The following is a 20,656-nucleotide window of genomic DNA, read 5'->3' as shown; positions in this document are numbered from 1 at the left end:
TTTGTAAGTACAGAGTAAGGAGAGAAGAATCCGGGTGAATGAAATCGCGCAAACATGACATTCCGTTCCTGAAATGGAAGTTGCCATGAATATTGATTGATTTCATAAGTACACTCAAATTTAGTGGCAGTCAATGTATTAAAAACAATATTCAAAAGCAACGGCACAAAATTTCCCCATCCATTTATGATTTTGCAATAACGTAGCCGCCGCGTATATTGCAACGTATGAATAACTGTTCAATCGTTCTTATGTTACTGATATGAAAAAATCAAATGAACTCTGCGAAGTAAAATATGTCCACAAGGACAGGGTCAACTCTGCCCGGAAGTCGCTCCATGATGAAGAAACCCTATTTGAATTATCGGAATTGTTTAAGATTCTCGGCGACCCGACCCGATTGAAAATCGTGCTTGCACTTTCCAAAGAAGAACTGTGTGTCTGCGACATTGCGGCGTTGCTTTCTATGACTGATTCGGCAATTTCTCACCAACTCCGGCTCCTGAAAAATTTCCGCCTCGTCCGGTTCACCCGCAAAGGAAAAATGACATATTACACGCTCGACGACGAACACATCGAAGACCTTCTTCGGTTTGCCATCAGGCACGTTTCGGAAGATTGATATGAAATCACATACAACAACCTTCGTCGTCAACGATCTTTGCTGTTCGACGGAAGAACTCCTCATCAGGAAAAAACTAAAAACCGTCGCGGGCACGGAAGTGCGAGGGATAAATCTTGCCGAGAAAACCGTCAGTGTTCATCATACCTGTCTGACCAACAACATTCTTAACGCATTCAACGAAGTTGGATTCAAAGTCGAACTTTTAAACGACGTCATCGAAGAACAATCTTTTTGGAAACTGCATGGCGTAATGGTAATGATGATTTCCTCATCAGTATTGTTGTTGACAGGTTTCCTTTTTTCTTTTGTGATTCAATTTGAATTCGTTGCGACGGTTGTATTCATTCTTTCCATTTTCCTCAGCGGATGGAACGTCCTTCGGAAAGGAGTGAGGGCGGCGAAAAACTTCTCCCTTGATATGAATTTTCTCATGACGATTGCAACCATCGGCGCAATCATTATCAACAAATTGGAAGAAGCCGCAGTGGTGATGTTTTTGTTCGCACTTGCAGAACTTCTTGAACAACTGAGTTTGAAACGTTCACGCGGAGCGCTTCGCTCGCTGATGTCATTGACTCCGGAAACTGCAATTGTGCTACGAGACGGAAAAGAAGTTGTTGCCAATGTAAGAGACATTCATGTTGAAGAACGAATCCTCATCCGCCCGGGAGAAAGAATTCCGTTGGATGGTATTGTGGTTTCCGGCGCGTCATCGGTCAATCAGGCACAAATCACCGGCGAATCAAAGCCATCGGCAAAAAACATTGGAGATGAAGTTTTTGCAGGAAGCCTCAATGAACGTGGAACGCTTGAACTGGAAGTGAGAAAACCATACTCCGACACAATGCTTGCGCGTGTCATTCGCTTAGTTGAGAATGCACAATCATCCCGCGCTCCCATGCAAAACACCGTCGAACAATTTGCCCGGTATTATTCTCCGGCAATTTTTCTACTCGCTTGCTGTATTGCTCTCATTCCGCCTCTTGTGTTCCGACAACCGTTCGATGAGTGGGTGTATCGGGCTTTAGTGTTATTAGTCATTGCTTGTCCCTGCGCGCTTGTTCTTTCAACTCCCGTGACCATTATGAGCGGATTGACGAACGCGCTTCGTCACGGAGTTCTCATCAAAGGAGGAAAATTTTTGGAATTACTCGGCAGAATACGAGCAATAGCATTTGATAAAACCGGAACATTGACAAAAGGAACTCCGGTTGTCACAGACATCATTTCATTCAATTCCTTATCGGCAGAGGAAATACTGAAAATTACAGCCTCAGTAGAATCGAAATCTGAACATCATTTTGCAAACGCGGTCATTCAAAAAGCGAACGAACACAACACTTCCCGATTCGACATGTTCGTTCATTCGTTCGAGTCCCTTCCGGGAAAAGGAGTTCGCGCTATCGTTGATGGACAATTGTATGTTGTTGGAAATCATTCCTTGATTGAAGAGATGAACATTTGCAATCAACAAACAGAATACCGGTTGGAAGAACTTGAACGTGAAGGAAAATCAACGGTAATTCTTGCCACTGAGCAGGAGCCCCTGGGAGTAATCGCCATTGCGGATGAAATGCGAACCGATGCGCCGCACATTATCAAGAGACTTCATGATGATGGAATGAGTAAAATAATTTTGTTAACGGGTGACACAGAAGCAATTGCGCGACCATTCGCCGCGCGAGTAGGCATTGATGAAGTATGGTATCAAATCTTACCGGAGGAGAAATTACTCCATATCAACAGGTTAAAAGAGAAATACAACACCGTTGCGATGGTTGGCGACGGCGTGAACGACGCCCCCGCGCTTGCTTCGGCAACTGTCGGGATTGCAATGGGAAAGACCGGAACCGATGTTTCGCTTGAAGCGTCTGATGTTGTGTTGATGTCGGACGAGTTATTAAAACTTCCCCACATCATTTCATTAAGCAAAAAAACTCTTTCTATCATCAAACAAAATATTGCCATAGCGCTACTCACAAAACTTGTGTTTCTTGTGTTAGGAATGTTCGGCGTTGCAACACTCTGGATGGCAATCATCGCAGATGATGGTGCGACGTTAGTTGTAATATTGAACGGGCTGAGAGTTCTTCGGTTCAAACCCAAGAACGAATGACGATTGTCTCCCATTGACAGAGTTAGTGTGAGTTTTTCGTTTTCTTCACTGCTTCTTTCAATGCCTGATGAATTTCATGCATGTCAACTCTTCCCTTCCTGAGATACATTACCTCATGAACTTTTAGGTCGGTGATTTCCTTGACAGAAAGGTCCCGTCCCGTAATCACAATAATCGGTATGCGTTTATGTTTCGCATGTTTCTTGAGTTCATGAATAAAATCAAGCCCGTTCATCCGGTTGAGAGCGAGATCCATACAGATGACGGTCGGGTGCGTCTTTTCGACCCACTCCATAAGATTTTCTTCGAGCGGAAATATGACAGGTTTGAACCCTTCATCTTCTATTACGTACTTGAGCAGTTCGGCGAATCCCGGACTATCTTCAACAATTAATATTGTCGGTTGATTCATAAATTTTCTGTTAGATGTTTCATTGGACGAGAAAGTAAGACGTCTGCTTTACACCTTACGCTTCAGCAGTTGCCCCGTTCGCCGTAAAGGTAGAGAGAATTTTTCAAATAGTCAATCCTTTTAAGAAAAATTTTCGTATTTATTTCTCCACAAACTTGGGTAGAATTCAAGACGAAAAACGGGGGAGATGTTAATTTTGTCTCCAAATCAAGAAAAATGAATGGCACGGCTATTGTACAAAGTCAAACCGGATAAAAAAATTGTAGAAAGATACTTCAATGAAACGGTTAATACTCTTTACGACATTAATAACCCTGCTACTCGGAATCTCCGGTGCAAATGCTCACTCCAAGTTTGGCGGCGGTTTTTCCGTGTTTTATTCTTCGCTCTCGCAATACGGTGAGTGGGTTGATTGTTCATATGGAAATGTCTGGCGCCCGGTGCACGTTCAACACGGGTGGAGACCCTACTTGCATGGCAGATGGGTGTGGACAGATTACGGCTGGTACTGGCTTTCAAGCGAACCATTTGGTTGGGCAACGTTTCACTATGGTCGCTGGCAATACGATGATTACTATGGATGGATTTGGATTCCTGATGATGTGTGGGGACCAGCGTGGGTCGAGTGGCGTTACAGCGACGATTATATCGGTTGGGCGCCGTTACCTCCAATTGCCCGCTTCAGTTTTTCCTTCGGGTTCTCGTTTGATGCCGGTTGGAATGCGCCCATACATTACTGGAACTTTGTTCCATGCAGAAGTTTTACTTCCGTAACGATTAACAATTATATTCAGCCGGTTGAACGAACGCGAAGATTTTTCGGAAGTACACGAAGTGTACGAACTATTGAAGCAGACGGCGACCGTGTGATGAATCGGGGAGTTGATGTTGGATTTGTTGAACGGCGAACACGTTCACGCATCGAACGAACAGAAGTTGTCGGGCGTGACCGCGGCGAGGGCGAACAATTCATACGAAGTGAAGGACGACAACGGCTTGAAGTGTATCGTCCCCGTGTCGAAGGTGCATTGCGGGAAACAGAAATGCGGCAACAACGCGAACGAAGTTCAAACGTTCAACGCGAGTATCAGCGACGCGAACCTGTTACCGGTGAACGATACGAAGGCAGAGATTCGAAAACACGAACCGAGGGAACAGAGGAATCCGTTCGCCGTGAATATGTTCCGAACAGAAGATATGAAGTGCAACGCGACAGACAGGTTCAGCGCGAAACGTACGAGCAAAAAGAACGGTTGCGCGACAACCGGCAAACAGATGTCAATCGTTCATATCAAAGACAGGAGCGGCGGGAAATCCAGCGACGTGAAAGTCAAACAGAACGGAGAACTGAAACACAACGGACCGAACGAAGATTTGAAACCGGTGGTCGCACTAATCCGCCGCAACGAATCGAACGCGCCCCCCAACCGAAAAGAGAAGCGCCGCAACGCGAATCACACTCCGGCGGAAGACGAAGACCATAAATGTAGATAGACCAGACACATATACCCTCCGAACAAGGCGGCTGAGTCACTCCTCAGTCGCCTTTCTTATTCACAAACCTAAATAATAGCTTGCTTTGAGCAAGAGTACATTTGAGGAAGGTATGCGAAATGCATCGTAAAAATCATTTTTGAATGTCTGAAGATAATCCGACGATTCGTCTTCCCTCGCTTGAGACCAAACAAAAAATAACGTACTTCCGGGTAAATATTCCCAACGAAGCACAACATTGGAATGCCATGACTGCGCAACGAAATCCTGATTGACAGCAATGAGTGTGGGAACAAAATCAGAGGTGCCGACAAGTTCACGAAAATTTTCATGGTATCCTTTTGCGCTGAAATATTGTCCATAGAGTTGTAATGTCAAATCGCGTGTGAAGGTGATAGTGCTTCTGAGCGTCAGATTCATTTCATCAATGTTCCGGTCTCCGAAAATACTTATGCCTGTCCCGGGTAGATTTGTTAACCATGCTTCGAATCCACGGGTACGACTTGCCTCGGATTCAAATTCAAATTCCATCCACGAAACAGGTTTGAGCAACAACCGGAGTTCAGTTTCTGCTCGTGTTGCAGATTTGCTGTTGGAACTTGCTTTTTGTTCAAAGGCAACGATAACATCGTTTCGATGGTCTGTTGAAATGTCGAAGGATGCATTGTACGTTATTGGTTTACGATACAAACCGTTTCCGCGAGTTTCCCTATCGTCATACAACCCCGCTTCAATGCCGCCGCTTAATTCTACATTCCAGTAATTTGTAAAAAGAAATTCCGTGCCGAGGTTTGCTTCTCTGAACAAATTCACTTCATCAAAATTTCTTCGCTCATGCAAAAACAATCCGACGTTGTAGTTTCGAATTACTTTCGCCGGTTTTTCTTCTTTGTAGGTCAGCGTTGCAACACTTCCCCAATCATTTGGGCGACGGAAAAATCCGATGTCGTTGATGTTGAATTTCTTGCTTGTGAAATCAAGGTCAACCGACCAGAGCCAATGCTCTCCACCGATTTTCGCGTATGTGACTCGTCCAGCGGAGCCGGTGATGCGGTCGAGCTCTCTGTTTGTGGTGTGAGTAAGAGAGAGAAACCCATCGAGTTGATATGTGCTGTTGTCGAATTTCAAGTTCCAGTCTAATCCGCCTGTGAACGCGGGGTAACGTTGTTCTTTTTCAACCGAAGTGAGAATGAATCCAACATTGGAATTTTCAAGAACATCCTGTTTCATTCTCAATATTCCGTAATGGGCGAACGGTTCGACAATTTGTTCGGTTGTATGTCCGGAAGTATCAATGAGCGTTGCGGATTCTTCCTGAGTAAGAGCTTGCATGATTCCTACCGACAAACCGGAGTTTGTTTTCCCTGTAATTTTTGCCGCTCCTAAGATTGTTACGTTTGATGGAATGTTGTCAATTGTTTGAATATCGGAAAGGTTGACTTCATCTGGAGAAATTGCACGCCCGACGCGACGTGAATAAAACATGCCGGGACCAAAATCTCCGCCGAACGTTGAGAAGCGAATAATTTGTGTTCCTTCAATAAAGAAGGGGCGCTTCTCAGGATAGAACGTTTCAAATGTTGAGAGATTCAAAACTGCCGGGTCGGCTTCAACCTGTCCGAAGTCGGGATTGATAGTGAGGTCGAGCGTGAAGTTGGAAGTGATTCCATACCGTAAATCCAATCCGGCATCACCGATAAATTTATTATTCGTTTTTCTTATTGATGATGCTGGCTGAGATGAATGTCTGGCGACGACGAATGGTAGCAATTCGATGTATCGCGGAACGGGTAAGTCAGATAATCCTTTGAGATGACCGAAGCGGGAAACAAATCCGCTCTGGCTCTTCGGATGAAATGCCCACCATGTTGATTCCTGTTTTCTGCTGATGTACCGAAGAAAATTTATTCCCCAATCCTGTTCAGATGTATCACCTTCTTCTGTTCTATATCGAAGAACATGAAACGGAATCTTTACTTCAGCAGACCAACCGTTCGGAAGAATTTTTGTTTCGAGGTCCCACACAACATCCCACGACGCATCTTCTCGATTGGCATCATCATACTGAAGAATATCAATCTTCACTCCGGCAGGATTGAAGGTAAACTCGAACGATGTTTGGTGGTCATGGTACGAATCAATCCGGATAGAACCGCGGTCATATTCTATTTCATTATCGCGGCGAGTAAGCCGTGACACGATTTTGTCCGGCTCAGAATCAAAAAACATACATGCGAAATAGAGAGCGTTCTCATCATAGAGAACACGAATTTCTGTTTGCTCGGTTGCCGGTTGTCCTTCGGAGGGGTCGCGCTGGGTAAAATCGGTCACGGGTTCGGTGAGTTTCCAAACTTCGTCAGAGAGAACTCCATCAATATTCGGAGCGGAAGGTGTTCGTACCGCACGAATGGATTTCGGGTTATCGCCTGTATAACAGGTGCCGACAACAAGAATGAAGAGAAGTAGGAGAAAAAGTGAGTTTCGCATAGTCATTTCCTGATTTTAAGGTGTGGAAAATAAGGAAAACTCCACTAAGACACAATCGAAACCCGATAATTTTCACAAAGAAAAAGAAGAACCGACAAAAAGAAATTTCTCTACAATTTTTCCTTGATTTTCAACACGCACTGCCTTATATTGTGGCACTTGTTTTCGTCCAATGAAGTAATCAATAAAAGAACTATCGAGGTCATTCATGGCTTTTACTACGCAACCGTTTCCGCCAATAACTCCTGAAGTAGCGGAGACGATTAAAATTCTCCGTAACGTTCCCATTTTCGGAGATATTGACCAATCCGAACTTGCACGAATTGTACATGTCGGCGTTCGGAAAAAATATAAAAAGGGAAGTATTATTCTTCTCGAAGAAGAAGCCGGCGCCGCGCTATTCATTATCGCCTCCGGCAAGATAAAAATTGTCCGCACCGATGATGAAGGACGGGAAGTGATTCTCTCCATTCTCGGTGAAAACGATTTCTTTGGAGAAATGGCAATCCTCGATGGATTGGCACGTTCTGCCACAGCGGTTGCTACGACGAAAACAGATTTGTTTATGATTCACCGACAGGATTTTCTCAAGTTGTTGCACGAATATCCCGCGGTCGCGATTTCATTACTCAGGGAACTCACCTCCCGACTCAGAAAAGCAGATGCACAGATTAAGAACTTATCGTTGAAAGATGCAAACGGCAGAGTTGCAAATGTCATCATCCAGATTGCGGATGATATCGGAAAGATTCGGAAAGGGCGCGTCGAGATTGATGAGTTGCCGTTGCAACAAGACCTTGCCAACATGGCAGGAACTTCGCGTGAAACAATTTCGCGCATGTTGCATCAGTTTATTAAAAAAGGTCACGTGGAACTTCAAGGAAACAAACTTATCATTAATGACTATGAAAAATTCAAAAGTCTATACCTGTAGTGCTGTTGTGATAGCATTGAGTTACAACGGTAAGAACGCGGGGAGGAATGTATGCATCCAATTGCCGACTTACACACACACACGACTTGTTCAGACGGCGCACTGACCCCCGAACAACTCGTCGCGAAAGCGCAAGAATCGGGCATCAGTATTCTCAGCATCACTGACCACGATACAATCGAAGGAGTTGAACGCGCGCAAACACGCGGAAAGGAATTAGGCGTTTCCGTTCTTACGGGAATCGAAATGAGCGTCTCGTGGAATCATCAGGAAATTCACCTGCTCGCTTATTGTTTCGACCAACACAACGCTGAACTTTGTTCTTGCCTGGAATTGTTCCGCGTTCAGCGAATCCAACGAGCAGAGAAGATGGTGAAAAAACTCAACACCATGAATCTTCCCGTTACACTCAATGATGTTATGGAGAAAGCGGCAAACGGTGTCGTGTGCCGTCCTCATATCGCCGAAGCGCTGGTTGAAAAAAAACTCGTCGGTTCGTACAGTGAAGTGTTTAATAAGTACATTTACGACAACGGACCTGCATACGAAAAGAAACAGGAGTTTCCGTTGGAGAAAGCAGTCGAAGTAATTTCCAGAGCCGGAGGATTAATGTTCCTGGCGCATCCGGGCAAAAACTTCACAGAAAAAGAACTGGCTAATCTCTTCAAGACAGGAATTGACGGAATTGAAGTTGTGCATCCGAGCCACAATCAGGAAACACAGCATTATTATCGGGGAATTGCAAACGAATATTTCTTGTTAGAAAGCGGCGGTTCGGATTTTCACGGCGGATTACGCGGCGACGAGAAGAATTTCGGTCAGGTCGGAATTTCTCCGCACGCTGTCGAGCGAATGAGACAGCAACTACACAGAAACAAACTTATGTAAGTGAACGAAAGAAACACAATGGCAAATATAATTGAAGGAAATCTCTCGGCGACACCGTTCCGCTTCGGAATTGTTGTCAGCCGGTTTAATGAATTTATTACCGGGCGATTGCTCGATGGCGCGCTCGATTGCCTGACGCGTCACGGAGCGAAAGAAAATGCCGTTGACGTTGTTCGATGCCCCGGCGCATTTGAAATCCCGCAACTTGCGCTTCAACTTGTGCAGAGTGATAAGTATGACGCCGTCATTTGTCTCGGCTGTGTCATACGCGGAGAAACTCCGCACTTTGAATACATTGCGAATGCTGTCAGCGCCGGTATCAACCGCATCGCTCTCACATCGCAAACACCGGTCGTGTTCGGAGTTCTGACAACCGACTCGCTCGAACAGGCAATCGAACGGGCAGGCGCAAAGAGCGGAAACAAAGGTTGGGAATCAGCACTCGCCGCTATTGAACTTGCCGACGTTTTCAAAAAATTATCCAAGAAAAAATAATGAACCTTGTTACGCACGATAGATACTAATTAAACATTCTTTCCGGTTTGCTCTGGTGAACTGAACTGTTCGACGTTTGGAATCCGGGAAAATGATTGTTCCATTGAAAATAATTTCTGTTAGCGTAATATGAAATATAACTTCTTGCTCGCGTATCTGCGTCCTTTCAGCGCAGTTCTGTTCATCCTATTTTTTGTTGAATGTTCATACGGCGGAAACATCGGCAAATGGAAAAACTACACATCAAAAAAAGAAGTGCGGGATGTTGTAGTAGTTGATAATGTCGTTTGGGCGGCAACAAGCGGCGGGCTTTTCTCCTACAATCTTACCGATAAAAATTTTGAGCAGTTTACAACCTCCGAAGGTTTGCGCACAATTGATTTGACCGCAATAACTGCGGATGAAAACGGAAATATCTGGATTGGCGCCTCGAACGGATTTGTTCAATCCTTTAACCCGCGCCACCGTGAATGGAATTATGTTGCCGGAATTGCTTCGATGACGGATGAACCGACAAAGCGAATCAATTCATTCTATGTTTCAGGTGATTCGTTGTTCATACTTTCCGATATTGGCGTAAGTGTGTTTTTCGTTTCACGAAATGAATTTGGTGATTCCTACCGTCGATTCGGAACTTCACCACAACTCACAGGCAAAGTCACCTCGTTTGAAATTTTCAATAACAGGTTTTGGGTAGGGACGTCAAGCGGAATTGCTTCGACGCCGATGACAAATCCGAATCCTTCCGAGCCAAGTTCATGGCAGGTGATGAACAACGGTTTACCTTCAATCGCCATTCGGGATATTACTTGTTCCAATGATACACTTTTTGCTGCAACATCTCTTGGTATTGTTTATTTTAACGGAGTTTCTTGGAATACTCTTTCAGAAACATCCGGCAAAGATATTACTGCTCTTTCGACCAACTCAGACTTAGGATTAATCGGAACTCCTTCTATTTTCTTTCTAACCGACAATGAATATTGGATTTATACCAGTGGAGACTTCAGAATATTGGCGTCCGACTTCCCTTCAAAACTAACATCAATTGGGAAAATGGATGTCCTTGGTTCAACTAATAACGGTTTGTTTATTAACACTTCGGTATTACTGAGACCTCTTGGAATAGATTGGCAAAAGATCATTCCTCCCGGTCCACCTGTCAATAAATTTTTCGGAATGGCTGTTGATGACAAAAGCGTTTTTTGGTCGGGTACGGGACAGGCAAGCGGCGAAGGATTCATTAGTTTTAATGGCGATACATGGCGAACATTCACTCCGCAAACATTGCCGTCGCTCAACGGCGCACGCTACGCCTATCAGATTGATATCGGAAGCGATAACTCGAAATGGGTGAGCATGTTCGGCGAAGGAGTTGTCCATCTCGATGCAAACAATTCCGTCCAACATATTTTCAATTCAACAAACGGGCTTTTTTACACGGAGAACGCACATAACAATCGGACGTTTGTTGTCGTTACCGGAGTTGTTGTTGATAGAAGCGGAGACGCTTGGATTAACATTCGCTCAGCCGCCGATAGAAATTTGCTCGCGATATACTCTCCCGGCACCCGGACGTTTCGCTATGCAAATTATCCGACCGGTTCGAAATTGCCGATACTGACCAATATCATTATGGATAACCATGGAACGAAATGGTTCACCTCTCTTTCCGTAACGGAAAACAGTTCTCCCGGGCTTGTTTTTTATGATGAAACGAAACGGTTGCCGCGACGCATTGACGCATCAACAGGGTGGGGAATCATCACGAAAGACCGCGACGGATTGACCGACAATGAAGTTACTGCGGTCGCCATTGATAATGATGGAAGTTTATGGGTCGGTACGAATCAGGGAATCAATATTATTGTTGACCCGGCAGTTCCGTATCGAATTCTTCCGTATCATCCTTTGAGCGGAAAACGTGTGAACGATATTTTGGTTGACCCGCTCAATCAAAAGTGGGTTGCAACGGAACAAGGCGTCTATCTCTGGTCTCCCGATGGAACGACGGTGTTGGAACATTTCACGGTCGAATCAACACAAGGGAAATTACCGGATGACAGAGTTTCTTCTTTGACCATTGATAACAATACGGGAACGTTGTATTTCTCAACGGAGGCAGGGCTTGCCACGCTTACAACTCCTGCCGTTGCGCCTGTCCCATCGTTCGGTGAGTTAAAAATATTCCCCAATCCGTTTTTACTTCCATCATCGAGCGAACTGACAATTGACGGACTCGTTGAAGGTTCAACGCTCAAAGTATTTACAGTCTCCGGAAATTTGGTAAAAGAAATATCCACGCCCGGTGGCAGAGTAGGATTTTGGGACGGGTTGGATGAAGAAGGAAATGTTGTTGCGAGCGGCGTGTACATTGTCGCCGCGTTTTCCAAAGATGGTACCGCGGTTGGGAAAGGAAAAGTGGCGGTCGTAAGAAAATGAACGCGGCTGAAACAACCTGTGTTCTTGTCATCATCAATTATCAAACACCCGATTTAACTCTTCAGGCGTTCAACTCATTTCACAAGTTCTACTCTAAGGTTCCGGTTACGATTGTTGACAATGGCTCGCGGGATAACAGTCAATCGCTTTTTGCTGAAATTCAACGCTCTCATCCCGAACAAATTTCTATTGTAAATTTTCCCAAGAATATACATCACGGTCCGGCGATGGATGCAATGCTTCGGCAAGGAAATTCAAAGTATATATTCTTTCTCGATTCTGATTGCGAAGTTATGCAAGGAGGGTTTATGGAACAGATGCTTGAACTCGCAGAACAAGAAAAGAATGTATTTGCCGTAGGAAAGAAAATTTTCATGAATAAACGCGGATTTGATGTTGAGGAATCGAACAATGCAATTCCTTACATTCGACCGTTTTGTATGCTCGTTCACAGACAAAACTACAAACAACTTCCTCCGTTTCGGAAACACGGAAGTCCTTGTTTGGAAACGATGCGAGCGGCGGCGAAGCAAAATTTTTCGCTCATTCATTTTCCAGTGCTTGATTATATCCGACACGAAGGAAGAGGAACCGTTGGTCGCTTCGGTTATCAATTAGGTTTGAAAGACAATCTGAATTATGTGCTTCATCGGTTAGGATTGTAACGATGTTTGATACTGTTGGATTTATTTCACCAGAAGTTCACCGAACAAAATACCACGAATGGGGTATTGCGTAACCGGTACATTCTTCTAACTTGAGAGTGTAATGGAAATCCGCGTAGCGCTTGTAGAAGACAATTCATCACTCCGAAAAAACTTTCGGCAACAGTTTGCGTTCTATCCCGATATTCACCTCGTTGCGGATTATGCAACGGGTGAGGCGGCAATTGAGGGCTTGCGAAGAATGCCGCCGAGTAAACTTCCGAATATTGTTCTCATGGATATAGAACTTCCGAAAATGTCCGGAATTGAAACAACCATCATCTTGAAAGAATTACTCCCGGAGATTGAAATTCTTATGCTCACCGTGTTTGAAAACAGTGAGAAAGTATTCCAGTCGGTGCAGGGTAGAAATGTATAGAGATATTTATTAGAATGAAGGACAACGTTTCCATCATCATTCATGGTCATATACAACGTTTTATTTTCAACAGGGAATGATGAGAAGCTGTTTCGATATAACACGGAAGGTCCGTTATTTGTCAGAAAATAAATTTTTCCCTTACTATCCTGGATAATTTTACTGACACTATTTCCACGCAATCCTTCCTTTGTTGAATACACCTGAAATGATGTTCCATCAAAGCGTGCAACGCCTCGTTCGTATGTTCCGAACCACATATATCCTTCAGTATCCTGAAATATCGCGGTAATAAAATTGTCCGGTAATCCGTCTCGTTGTGTGTATGTTCTGAATTCTCTTCCATCATACTTACTCACACCCCTATCTGTTCCAAACCAAATGAATCCATCCCGGTCCTGAAACATGCACAACACATAATCGCTGGCGAGTCCCGAGGACCTGTCGTATGTTTTCAACACAAGTTGCTGTGCGTGGATTTCATTTGCAACGAGCAACTGAAACAAAAATAGGAATCCGATGATTCTTCTCATTTGCCTGAATATAGAGAGAATTCTTCATGGTTTCAACAGTTTTGTCTTTCCCTTTGTAAGAAGTTTTTCTATATTCATGCCGAATTACATAGGAACTTCTACATGCATCAATCTACACATCACAAATCACCACTCACTACTCACCTGTTTTTTGCAATCGGTACTTTGTACTTGGTACTTTGTGCTTCATTGTTCGCTGATTCAAAATCGGCAATGAAGTATGATACGCTTCTCTACAATAAAATGAAATGGCGGGAGATTGGTCCGTTCCGCGGTGGTCGCTCGGTTGCAGTCGCCGGACATAAAGACCAACTGAATACATTTTACTTCGGTGCGACCGGCGGAGGCATCTGGAAAACTGAAGACGGCGGTGAATCGTGGCTTAATATTTCCGATGGATTTTTGAAAGTCGGAATAATCGGCGCGCTTGCAGTTGCCGAGTCTGACCCGAATGTTATTTATGCAGGAACCGGTGAAGCATGTATCCGCGGCAACTCGATGCCGGGAGAAGGCGTGTACAAATCTGACGACGCGGGAAAAACATGGAAGTTTATCGGTTTAAAAGAAGCGCAAACCATCAGCAAAATTCGCGTTCATCCGAAAGATGAAAATCTCGTGTATGTTGCTGCGTTTGGCCACGAGTTCGGTTCGAATCCTGAACGCGGTATCTATCGTTCGAAAGATGGTGGAAAAAATTGGGAGAAAATTTTATACAAAAATGACAGCACCGGCGCAGTTGATTTGATGCTCGACCCGAATAATTCAAGAGTTCTGTACGCGGCATTGTGGCAGGCGAACAGAAATCCGTGGAGTATGACAAGCGGTGGCAAAGGAAGCGGCTTGTGGAAATCAACCGATGGCGGTGATACATGGAAAGAGATAACGCGAAGTGAAGGCCTGCCGAAAGGAATGGTCGGGAAAATCGGTATTGCTGTTTCTCCGGCGAAGCGCGAACGATTGTGGGCAAGTGTAGAAGCAGATGATGGCGGTTTGTTCCGTTCGGATGATGGAGGAACAACATGGTCGAAGATGACCGATGACCGACGCATCAGGCAACGTGCGTGGTATTACTCGCATATCTACGCCGACCCGGAAGAGCCTAATTGTGTGTACATTCTTAATGTTCAAATGTTCAAATCAATTGATGGAGGAAAAACGTTGCAAGGGATGGGAGTTCCACACGGAGACAACCACGACTTGTGGCTCAACCCTGACAATCCGAAAATAATGATTCAAGGAAATGATGGAGGCGCGAATGTTACGTTCAACGGCGGACAAACATGGAGCGAACAGGATATTGCTACTGCGCAATTTTATCATGTCGTACTTGACAATCAGTTTCCGTACAACATTTACGGCGCGCAACAGGATAACAGCACAGTGAAAGTTCCAAGTCGCACGCTTGGTTACGGCATTGATGAAACCGATTGGCATCCGGTTGCGGGAGGAGAGAGCGGCTACATCGCTCCCCACCCGACCGACCCCGACGTTACGTACGGCGGAAGTTATGGCGGCTATCTGACGAAATACAATCATCGGACAAAGCAAGAACAAAATATTTCTCCCTGGCCTGACAATCCGATGGGTGGCGGCGCAGTCGCTACGAAGTACCGTTTTCAATGGACATATCCGATTGTCGCTTCGAGGCACGACCAAAACACATTGTATGTTACCGCGAATGTTGTGTTCAAATCAACTAACGAAGGGGATAGTTGGACGGTCGTCAGTCCCGATTTGACACGGAACGATTCTTCCAAGCTCGGCTCCTCCGGCGGACCAATCACGAAAGATAACACAAGCGTTGAATATTATTGTACGATTTTTACGTTTGCCGAATCGCCGGTGAATAAAAAAGTGTTGTGGGCTGGCTCGGACGACGGATTGATTCACGTCTCACAGGATGGAGGAACAATATGGCAAAACGTCACACCGAAAGAATTGCCTGAGTGGTCAATGGTCAGCATCATTGATGCTTCGCCATTTGATGAAGGAACAGCATACGCCGCGTGCAACCGGTACAAGTTGGATGATTTCAAACCGTACATTTTTAAGACAACTGATTTTGGAAAATCGTGGAAGATAGTTGTGAAAGGAATTCCTGAGGTCGAGTTCACACATGTTGTCCGCGAAGACCCGAACAGAAAAGGATTGTTGTACGCCGGAACCGAACGCGGCATGTATGTTTCGTTCAATGACGGTGAGAACTGGCAGACACTTCAACTCAATCTTCCCGTCGTACCGGTTCATGATTTGATGATTCAGGGACGCGATAAAGATTTGGTTGTTGCAACACACGGGCGTTCATTCTGGGTGTTAGATGATTTGACTCCGCTTTATCAAATCAATGATGAAGTAGCGAATGCAAATGCGTATTTGTTCAGGCCGAGAGAGACATACCGCATCGGTGGATGGACGTTCGACCGTCCCGGACTTGCACTCGGGAAAAATCCTCCGGGCGGCGTTGTCATCAATTATTATTTGAAAGATACACTACACCCAAAAGACACGTTGCTCTTAGAATTCTATGATGAACAGGCGAAACTCATCAAATCATTTTCCACCAAGCCGGAACAAAAAGAAGGCGAAGAGCAACCGAAAGTTTCTTCAGACACAGGAATGAATCGTTTTATCTGGGACATGCGTTATCCCGATGCGTCGAAAGTCCCGGGTGCAATTTTCTGGGGCGGAACGACGGAAGGACCGCAGGCGGTTCCCGGAACGTATTCCATTCGGATGAGTATCAACGGAGATTCTGCGCACGGGAAACGAAGTTGGGTTCAATCGTTTGAAATCAGGAAAGACCCGCGTATCCTGACAACGCAGGGTCAGTTCAAAGAACAGTTTGATTTTCTTATCAGGATTCGGGACAAAGTCACGGAAGCGCACGATGCCGTGAACGCAATCCGCGACATCCGAAATCAAACGAACGATTTAGTGAAGCGATTGGAAAAGCACGCCAAGAAAGATACAATCAGTTCCCTCGCGAAAAAATTGAACGATTCGCTCAAATCGGTTGAAGAAGAAATCATTCAAACCAAAATCAAAGCGGGACAAGATGCGTTGAACTATCCGATTAAACTCAATAATAAAATCGCCGCACTCGTGGATGTCGTAGCAAGCGCTGACACGAAACCGACTCAACAATCGTACGATGTCTTCAATGAGTTGTCAGGAAGGTTAGATGGATTTATTTTAAGATACAAGAAAATTGTTGATAAAGATTTAGCCGAGTTTAATAAAACTGTTCGAGAGTTAGATGTACCTGCTGTAATTATCAAACAGAAGGAAAAATAACACGATGGCGAATACGAATGCACAAGTGGAAGCAGAGAAATGGATAAGAGAAAATGAATTGCCACGTATTTACGGTCAGACATTTCGGCAACGGAATCTTTGCTTAAAATCGAAAGGAGAATTTAAGTTTGATGCAGTTTCTGACGATGGAAAAATAGTCGTTGTCATCTCTACTAGCTCAGCTGAAAATAAAAACGGTAAAACAGGAACCGGGAAACTCCTGAAGATAAGGGCAGATGCTTATTGGTTTATGAATTTAGCTGAAAAGCCTGACAAGTGTGTATTCGTATTCTCTGAAGATTCAATGATAGAACTTCTAAATGAAGAACGGAAAAAAGGAAGATTCCCTCAAGAATTTGAAATAATAAAAGTTGTGCTTCCTCCGGAGCTTGAAGATAAAGTTAAAGAATCAAGAAAAATTGCTTCCGAAGAAGTTCGACCGAGAAATTAAATTATGAAAAACTCCTACACCACTTTCGAATCTGAGTTAACTGTCCGCCCCGACGATATTGACATGAACAACCATGTTCACTTCTCGCGGTATCTCGATTATGTTCTTGCGGCGCGCTACGACCAAATGGGACGGTGCTACAAAATGTCCATGAATGAATTTATCGCTCTCGGTTTTGGTTGGGTGGTAAAATCCTGTACGATTGAATACAAACGTCCGCTTGTGTTAGGAGAGACGATGCTCGTTCGGACATGCATAGATGAAGTAAAAGCGACAGAGGCGAGAGTGCGGTTTGAAATTATCAAAAAAGAATCGGGCAAAATTTCGGCAGAAGGATATTTCGATTATACGCTCGTCAACCTGAAGACGGGACGAGCGGAGAAAATTCCCTTGGAAGTTATTGAAAAGTATAGCATCTGATGCTGTGTCCAAAAGAAGATAACGTAAGGTCCGATTCGTAATCGGACAGTGTTTAAAAATTTCTCAGATTCGACTCGCCCGCCTAGAGGTTGTCCAAAAGCCCCTCAGCAGTTGAACGCAATGAATTATTTTATCTTTTTCTCTTTTGCATGTAAGCGTTTCCTTGTAGTCTCGCTCTGTAATTCTTTCAGCGCATCCGAAGCAACCCACCGCGCAGATTTTGAATCGAGGCTCTGAATTTCTTTCGCGGTCTCAATCGCCTTTTGATTCAGCGCTAGATTTCTTTTTCCGATTTGCCGCAATGCCCAGTTCACTGCCTTCCTCACATAATTTCGTTCATCCGTCACTTCCCGTTTGATAACGGGGAGAAGTTTTTCAAATTGTTTATCGTTCGCTTTCTTATCATGCACAGCGAGAACAGCCATCAACGCAAAACCGGCACGTTTAACAAATTCTTCTTTCCGCTTACTCCATGCGAGCGCTTTCTTCCAAGCCAAGGGAGTTCTATCAAATAAATGCAAACACGCTCCGTCGCAAATCGCCCAATTGTCAAAGTCACTCACCCATCGTTCTATTTGTTCCTCGGTAACCTCCGTCGGTTCTTCAATAAAAATTGCAATGATTCTCGCGTCGAAAATTTCTGTTTGCCACAGTTGATGCGCGAGTTCATGGTTCTTGCCAATTTCTTTTGCCATGCTTTTCAGCGTCGGCATACAAACGCCGTACACCGTTTTGGAAACGATTCCGTACCGCGCCATACCTGCAACTGATTCGGGGACAGAAAGAGATTTCAATTTCTTTACAATATTTTTGACTTTTGTGTTGTTCATAGTGTTCCCGTTTTTTGCTTGAAAATTAACAAAGTGAAGGTGAAAACCCAAGAATATTCTTAGTTGGCTCTCTCTTATTTTTTAAGTATTTTCACGGCGTTCAAAACAATGGAAACCGATGAAATGGTTTCACTTCAACATTATTGTGGTTATCCCTCGTAAAGTCGCGGGATAACTAATTCTAGTTCTTTGAAGTTTTCATCATACATTCTTTTGTGATGGAAACTTCATTATCAAATTAAATAGAAAAAGGAACTCTCATGGAAACACCTTTATTTGTCAATAATCAGAAAGCCATCAAATGGATTAATGATGCAGTTGTTCTTTGTAAACCGGATTCAGTTTATTTTTGTGACGGCTCGAAAGAAGAGTACGACGCAATGTGTAACAAACTCGTCGAATCGGGAACGTTCATTAAACTGAATGAAGCAAAACGCCCGAACAGTTTTCTTTCACGCTCTGACCCAGATGATGTTGCGCGTGTCGAAGACCGCACGTTCATTTGCAGTCTCAGAAAACAGGACGCGGGTCCGACCAACAATTGGGTAAACCCGAACGAGATGAAAGCAACACTTTCAAAATTGTTCGATGGTTGTATGCGCGGCAGAACGATGTATGTCATTCCGTTCAGCATGGGACCAATTGGCTCGCCGATTTCTCACATCGGAATTCAGTTGACCGATTCTCCATACGTTGTCGTCAGCATGAACATTATGACGCGCATGGGAAAGAAAGTGTGGGAGACTCTTGGTAACGGAGAATTTGTTCCGTGTATGCACACCGTAGGCGCGCCGCTCGCGCCGGGGCAGAAGGATGTTTCATGGCCCTGTAACAAAAAAGAAAAATACATTGTGCATTTTCCTGAGGAGCGAAGTATCTGGTCATACGGAAGCGGCTACGGCGGGAACGCGCTGCTTGGAAAAAAATGTTTTGCGCTTCGCATTGCTTCCGTGATGGGGCGTGATGAAGGTTGGCTTGCAGAACACATGTTAATTCTTGGTATTGAATCTCCCGATGGAGAAAAAACATATGTCGCTGCCGCGTTTCCAAGTGCGTGCGGAAAGACAAATTTCGCGATGCTCATTCCACCGAAAGTATTCAACGGATGGAAGGTAACAACCATTGGCGATGATATCGCGTGGCTCAAACCCGGGACAGATGGAAAAGTTTATGCAATAAATCCTGAAGCAGGATATTTCGGCGTCGCTCCGGGAACTTCGATGAAGTCAAATCCGAACGCGATGAAATCAATTGAGAGCAATACCATTTTTACCAATGTCGCGCTCACACCCGATGGCGATGTCTGGTGGGAAGGAATGACTGATACGCCGCCTGCCGAATTGATAGACTGGCGCGGAAATACATGGACACCGGAAAGTAAAACGCTCGCTGCACATCCGAACGCACGATTCACAGCGCCCGCGTATCAAAACCCGATTATTGATGCAGCATGGGAAGACCCGCAGGGCGTTCCCATCTCCGCATTTATTTTCGGTGGAAGACGAAGCACGGTCGTGCCTCTTGTTTATCAACCGGTGAACTGGAATTTCGGAGTGTATCTTGCGGCAACGATGGGTTCGGAAACAACGGCGGCGGCGGCGGGAGAAATCGGAAAAGTGCGCCGCGACCCGATGGCAATGCTTCCCTTCTGCGGCTATCACATGGCAGATTATTTTAATCACTGGTTACAATTCGGACGCAACCTGCCGAACCCGCCGCGCATCTTCGGTGTGAACTGGTTCCGCAAAGATGAGAACGGAAAATTCATGTGGGCGGGCTTTGGCGAAAACATGCGCGTGCTTGAATGGATTGTTCGCCGCGTGCACGGTAAAGGATACGCAATTGAAAGTCCGCTCGGCTGGATGCCCCGCTACGAAGACATGAAATGGGACGGAATGGAATCTATGACACCGGAGAAGTTTAATAAACTCATGTCGGTGAATGCAGAAATCTGGAAACAAGAATTGCTTTCACATGAAGAACTTTTCTCCAAGTTGTATGATAAGTTACCGAAAGAGTTCACCTTTATGCGTGAATTACTTCTTTCAAGTTTGTGGCGCTCGCCGGAAGTGTGGGAACTTGCACACGAATAGACCCGGTAGGATAGGACTCCCGTCCCGTCCTCTCTACAACTTATATTACATAAAATAAA

The 20,656-nt window shown here is 44.8% G+C and carries 16 protein-coding genes; 12 read left to right on the top strand and 4 right to left on the bottom strand.

Going from position 1 to position 20,656, the window contains the following annotated elements:
• Nucleotides 1–262: 262 nt before the first annotated feature.
• Together HY960_14300 and HY960_14295 are read left to right on the top strand one after the other, a co-directional pair.
• On the top strand, nucleotides 263–622 hold the full coding sequence (locus tag HY960_14300) for a winged helix-turn-helix transcriptional regulator (GenBank protein MBI5216921.1): 360 nt from the start codon (nucleotides 263–265) through the stop codon (nucleotides 620–622).
• A gap of 1 nt (nucleotide 623) precedes the next feature.
• Nucleotides 624–2,741 (top strand): heavy metal translocating P-type ATPase, encoded by a 2,118-nt coding sequence (locus HY960_14295; protein MBI5216920.1) that lies wholly within the window; start codon nucleotides 624–626, stop codon nucleotides 2,739–2,741.
• A 22-nt stretch (nucleotides 2,742–2,763) separates the two neighbouring features.
• Here the strand turns inward: HY960_14295 and HY960_14290 are convergent, their stop codons facing one another.
• A complete protein-coding gene (locus HY960_14290) occupies nucleotides 2,764–3,153 on the bottom strand; it encodes a response regulator (GenBank protein MBI5216919.1) in 390 nt (129 codons plus the stop codon).
• A 278-nt stretch (nucleotides 3,154–3,431) separates the two neighbouring features.
• Here HY960_14290 and HY960_14285 point away from each other — a divergent pair, with 278 nt between their 5' ends.
• Nucleotides 3,432–4,637 (top strand): hypothetical protein, encoded by a 1,206-nt coding sequence (locus HY960_14285; protein MBI5216918.1) that lies wholly within the window; start codon nucleotides 3,432–3,434, stop codon nucleotides 4,635–4,637.
• 70 nt (nucleotides 4,638–4,707) lie between these two features.
• Here HY960_14285 and HY960_14280 read toward each other — a convergent pair whose 3' ends face one another.
• The gene (locus HY960_14280; protein MBI5216917.1) at nucleotides 4,708–7,134 is read right to left on the bottom strand and encodes a carbohydrate binding family 9 domain-containing protein; all 2,427 of its coding nucleotides are present in this window, start codon (nucleotides 7,132–7,134) and stop codon (nucleotides 4,708–4,710) included.
• A gap of 208 nt (nucleotides 7,135–7,342) precedes the next feature.
• Between HY960_14280 and HY960_14275 the strand changes: the two genes are divergently transcribed.
• The 5 genes from HY960_14275 to HY960_14255 all read left to right on the top strand — a co-directional run bounded on the left by HY960_14275 (nucleotide 7,343) and on the right by HY960_14255 (nucleotide 12,558).
• Nucleotides 7,343–8,068, top strand: coding sequence for a Crp/Fnr family transcriptional regulator (locus tag HY960_14275; GenBank protein ID MBI5216916.1), 726 nt, complete (start codon nucleotides 7,343–7,345; stop codon nucleotides 8,066–8,068).
• A 51-nt stretch (nucleotides 8,069–8,119) separates the two neighbouring features.
• Nucleotides 8,120–8,956, top strand: coding sequence for a PHP domain-containing protein (locus HY960_14270; GenBank protein ID MBI5216915.1), 837 nt, complete (start codon nucleotides 8,120–8,122; stop codon nucleotides 8,954–8,956).
• Between the two features lie 18 nt (nucleotides 8,957–8,974).
• Entirely contained in the window at nucleotides 8,975–9,451 is a 477-nt protein-coding gene (locus HY960_14265) for a 6,7-dimethyl-8-ribityllumazine synthase (GenBank protein ID MBI5216914.1), read from the top strand.
• Between the two features lie 129 nt (nucleotides 9,452–9,580).
• Nucleotides 9,581–11,893 carry a hypothetical protein gene (locus tag HY960_14260; GenBank protein ID MBI5216913.1) on the top strand — a complete coding sequence of 771 codons (2,313 nt, stop codon included), beginning with the start codon at nucleotides 9,581–9,583 and terminating at the stop codon, nucleotides 11,891–11,893.
• A complete protein-coding gene (locus HY960_14255; GenBank protein ID MBI5216912.1) occupies nucleotides 11,890–12,558 on the top strand; it encodes a glycosyltransferase in 669 nt (222 codons plus the stop codon). Before HY960_14260 ends, HY960_14255 begins: the two co-directional genes overlap by 4 nt.
• 201 nt (nucleotides 12,559–12,759) lie before the next feature.
• Here the strand turns inward: HY960_14255 and HY960_14250 are convergent, their stop codons facing one another.
• The gene (locus HY960_14250; GenBank protein MBI5216911.1) at nucleotides 12,760–13,509 is read right to left on the bottom strand and encodes a hypothetical protein; all 750 of its coding nucleotides are present in this window, start codon (nucleotides 13,507–13,509) and stop codon (nucleotides 12,760–12,762) included.
• A gap of 213 nt (nucleotides 13,510–13,722) precedes the next feature.
• Between HY960_14250 and HY960_14245 the strand changes: the two genes are divergently transcribed.
• Genes HY960_14245 through HY960_14235 form a run of 3 tightly spaced genes read left to right on the top strand, consistent with a single transcriptional unit; the run spans nucleotide 13,723 to nucleotide 17,674 of the window.
• A complete protein-coding gene (locus tag HY960_14245; GenBank protein MBI5216910.1) occupies nucleotides 13,723–16,803 on the top strand; it encodes a glycosyl hydrolase in 3,081 nt (1,026 codons plus the stop codon).
• Nucleotides 16,804–16,807: 4 nt separating this feature from the next.
• Nucleotides 16,808–17,254 (top strand): hypothetical protein, encoded by a 447-nt coding sequence (locus HY960_14240; GenBank protein MBI5216909.1) that lies wholly within the window; start codon nucleotides 16,808–16,810, stop codon nucleotides 17,252–17,254.
• Between the two features lie 3 nt (nucleotides 17,255–17,257).
• Entirely contained in the window at nucleotides 17,258–17,674 is a 417-nt protein-coding gene (locus HY960_14235) for an acyl-CoA thioesterase (GenBank protein MBI5216908.1), read from the top strand.
• Nucleotides 17,675–17,799: 125 nt separating this feature from the next.
• On the opposite strand, the gene HY960_14230 is transcribed toward HY960_14235, so the two are convergent.
• Nucleotides 17,800–18,504, bottom strand: coding sequence for a DNA alkylation repair protein (locus tag HY960_14230; GenBank protein MBI5216907.1), 705 nt, complete (start codon nucleotides 18,502–18,504; stop codon nucleotides 17,800–17,802).
• Between the two features lie 260 nt (nucleotides 18,505–18,764).
• Here HY960_14230 and HY960_14225 point away from each other — a divergent pair, with 260 nt between their 5' ends.
• Nucleotides 18,765–20,597, top strand: a complete 1,833-nt coding sequence (locus HY960_14225) for a phosphoenolpyruvate carboxykinase (GTP) (GenBank protein MBI5216906.1) — start codon at nucleotides 18,765–18,767, stop codon at nucleotides 20,595–20,597.
• Nucleotides 20,598–20,656 lie beyond the last annotated feature (59 nt).

The sequence above is a fragment of the Ignavibacteriota bacterium genome (assembly GCA_016212665.1).
Taxonomy (GTDB): Bacteria; Bacteroidota; Ignavibacteria; order UBA10030; family SZUA-254; genus FW602-bin19.
This window is presented reverse-complemented; position numbering and strand designations above follow the sequence as displayed.

What these genes read in the sequence shown, in the direction of transcription:
- HY960_14265 (MBI5216914.1), top strand. Translation starts at nt 8,975, where the DNA reads ATGGCAAATATAATTGAAGGAAATCTCTCGGCGACACCGTTCCGCTTC.
- HY960_14250 (MBI5216911.1), bottom strand. Translation starts at nt 13,509, where the DNA reads ATGAGAAGAATCATCGGATTCCTATTTTTGTTTCAGTTGCTCGTTGCA.
- HY960_14300 (MBI5216921.1), top strand. Translation starts at nt 263, where the DNA reads ATGAAAAAATCAAATGAACTCTGCGAAGTAAAATATGTCCACAAGGAC.
- HY960_14255 (MBI5216912.1), top strand. Translation starts at nt 11,890, where the DNA reads ATGAACGCGGCTGAAACAACCTGTGTTCTTGTCATCATCAATTATCAA.
- HY960_14245 (MBI5216910.1), top strand. Translation starts at nt 13,723, where the DNA reads ATGAAGTATGATACGCTTCTCTACAATAAAATGAAATGGCGGGAGATT.
- HY960_14290 (MBI5216919.1), bottom strand. Translation starts at nt 3,153, where the DNA reads ATGAATCAACCGACAATATTAATTGTTGAAGATAGTCCGGGATTCGCC.
- HY960_14295 (MBI5216920.1), top strand. Translation starts at nt 624, where the DNA reads ATGAAATCACATACAACAACCTTCGTCGTCAACGATCTTTGCTGTTCG.
- HY960_14230 (MBI5216907.1), bottom strand. Translation starts at nt 18,504, where the DNA reads ATGAACAACACAAAAGTCAAAAATATTGTAAAGAAATTGAAATCTCTT.
- HY960_14225 (MBI5216906.1), top strand. Translation starts at nt 18,765, where the DNA reads ATGGAAACACCTTTATTTGTCAATAATCAGAAAGCCATCAAATGGATT.
- HY960_14260 (MBI5216913.1), top strand. Translation starts at nt 9,581, where the DNA reads ATGAAATATAACTTCTTGCTCGCGTATCTGCGTCCTTTCAGCGCAGTT.
- HY960_14280 (MBI5216917.1), bottom strand. Translation starts at nt 7,134, where the DNA reads ATGCGAAACTCACTTTTTCTCCTACTTCTCTTCATTCTTGTTGTCGGC.
- HY960_14240 (MBI5216909.1), top strand. Translation starts at nt 16,808, where the DNA reads ATGGCGAATACGAATGCACAAGTGGAAGCAGAGAAATGGATAAGAGAA.
- HY960_14275 (MBI5216916.1), top strand. Translation starts at nt 7,343, where the DNA reads ATGGCTTTTACTACGCAACCGTTTCCGCCAATAACTCCTGAAGTAGCG.
- HY960_14285 (MBI5216918.1), top strand. Translation starts at nt 3,432, where the DNA reads ATGAAACGGTTAATACTCTTTACGACATTAATAACCCTGCTACTCGGA.
- HY960_14270 (MBI5216915.1), top strand. Translation starts at nt 8,120, where the DNA reads ATGCATCCAATTGCCGACTTACACACACACACGACTTGTTCAGACGGC.
- HY960_14235 (MBI5216908.1), top strand. Translation starts at nt 17,258, where the DNA reads ATGAAAAACTCCTACACCACTTTCGAATCTGAGTTAACTGTCCGCCCC.